The sequence below is a fragment of the Dietzia sp. SYD-A1 genome (assembly GCF_015356725.1).
Classification (GTDB): domain Bacteria; phylum Actinomycetota; class Actinomycetes; order Mycobacteriales; family Mycobacteriaceae; genus Dietzia.
On sequence record NZ_JADDKI010000647.1, the window covers coordinates 1 to 639 of the forward strand.

The 639-nt window shown below is 73.7% G+C and carries 1 protein-coding gene; it reads right to left on the bottom strand.

The window, feature by feature from the left end; genetic code table 11:
• Positions 1–639, bottom strand: a 639-nt coding sequence (locus IY392_RS18060; RefSeq protein WP_194861978.1) for a YafY family protein, incomplete at both ends; no start/stop codon positions are given.

A 639-nucleotide genomic window follows, 5' to 3' on the forward strand; every position in this document is an offset into this window, starting at 1 on the left:
ACTCCACGACGAACGGCGCGGGCAGCCGACCCAGGTACCAGGCCAACTCGTCGAGGGCGGCGGCGCCGGTCTCCAGACGACAGGCCGGGCCGTCGGGGTGGTCGACGGGCCGGAGCTCCGTGACGGTGCCGAAGGTGGGTGGGAAGCACTCGCGCACGTCCCGGGCGGTGGCCTGGACCACGACACTGGCGCGGTGCTCGTACGGAGCGGTCGTCACCGAGTGCTGGACGTGGGTGGCCGGGTCCGGCACGTCCGGGCGAGGGGTGAACCGCCAGCGACTGCGGTGCACCGCGCGGATGCGGTCCAGCCGGAAGGTCCGCCAGTCCGCACGCTCGAGGTCGTAGGACAGCAGGTACCAGCGTCGGCCCAGCACGACGATCCGGTAGGGCTCGACGCGGCGTTCGGTATCGCGGCCGGCGCGATCGCGGTAGTCCAACCGCACCTGCTCGCTGCCCCGCACCGCGTGACCGAGCTCCATGAGCAGTGCCGGCTCCACCGGGGTGTCGGTACCGGGGACGGCCACCATCGACTCGCTCACGTCGGCGACCCTCTCCCGCAACCGGCCGGGCATGACCTGGTCGAGCTTGGTCAGCGCGCCCAGAGCGTGCTCGCCGACGCCGGCCACCGCCCCGCCGGCGG